The following is a 1,398-nucleotide window of genomic DNA, read 5'->3' on the forward strand; positions in this document are numbered from 1 at the left end:
GTTGAGAACTTGCCAACCGGTTATATCTTCATCATACACAAGCGTATAAAGACAGCCATCTTGTATCTCTCCTCCCGATAAGGCTAATAAACCGGTTTCTGTCGCCTTATAAACGGGCTTACCGGCTAAATTATTTAAAGCAATTGTTGTCGCCCCAACATTCTTGCCCTTCGCTTTAAAACAAACCGATATGCCATTCTTATACTCTAAAAATGCCGATTGGCTTAGAAGCCTTATCACGCTCGTCTTTTGGTTATTATCAACCGTCACAATCCCTTCAAGTACGCCGCCCGTATCCGATAAATATTCACGCACCCGTTGCATCATAAAACGAGCGCTATTATTAACCGTGTTAGGGTGCTGTCCCTCTGACCAATTAATTAAAGCATCAGCACCACCATTCTCAGATGCCGTTAAAGACCAATCATAAATCGTGGACATCTGAACCTCACGTCTTGATTCCAAATACAACACTTATATTAATCGGACGCGTCTCACTTANAAATCGTGGACATCTGAACCTCACGTCTTGATTCCAAATACAACACTTATATTAATCGGACGCGTCTCACTTACACCTGAACTTGCCAATGCAACATCACGCATATGAAGGTGGGAATGGGGAAAGGCGAGCTTATGGTGCACACGTATATCCTCTGCTCTCACACCCAAACGTTCGGCAAGTTTCAATCTTTGCTGGTCATTCAACACATATCCCCAGATGATCGTCATATCACCATGCCAACTCTCTTCCTGATTTTCATCATTCAAAATCGTAAAGGATTGACCACTATGATCATGCTTTCTCATAGCGTCATTTTGTAAAGTGCCAAGATAACGAAAGCGGTCTATCTCTCGGTCATCATCAACACCTCGTAAAAAAACACCACGCAAATCGGGAACGTTAAACTTGTTCCAAGTATCAGCGCCTCCCCATCTGATCCCTATCGCTTCATAAAGAGCAGGATAATCACTGCGCAAATAAGCCTTCCCATCACAAGGTAACCAGCCCTCTGGCAAAACTTGCATTCCAAAAATTCCTATCGTCCCTGTAGGACAAATGGGAATAACCGGTTCTTGTGATAAAGAGAGAGGCGTAGGATTTAAAACTTGCCAAGCATGATCCCTATAAACCAAGCTATAAATGCACCCCCTTTGAAGCTCGCCTCCAGATAATGCACGAATGCCTAATTCCGTCGCCTTATAAACAGGTTTAGCGGCTAAATCATTCAAGGCAATTGCGGTTTCCCCAACATTCTTACCCTTCGCTTTAAAACAAATTGATATCCCATTCTTATACTCTAAAAATTGCGATTGGCTTTGAAGTCTTATCAACGTCGTCTGCTGTTCAGCATCAACCGTAAAAGTGCTTTCAATCACACCACTCGTATCGGATAA

General features: G+C 42.8%; 1 protein-coding gene and 1 pseudogene. Both read right to left on the reverse strand.

Features of this window, described 5'->3' with window-relative positions; all coding sequences use genetic code 11:
- A pseudogene (locus ACFILH_RS00005) lies at window positions 1-441 on the reverse strand (phage tail protein); the annotation flags it as partial.
- An 81-nt stretch (window positions 442-522) separates the two neighbouring features.
- A partial coding sequence (locus ACFILH_RS00010) for a phage tail protein (protein WP_375667165.1) occupies window positions 523-1,398 on the reverse strand: 876 nt, incomplete at its 5' end.

The sequence above is a fragment of the Bartonella sp. CL435QHHD genome (genome assembly GCF_042195095.1).
Taxonomy (GTDB): Bacteria; Pseudomonadota; Alphaproteobacteria; order Rhizobiales; family Rhizobiaceae; genus Bartonella.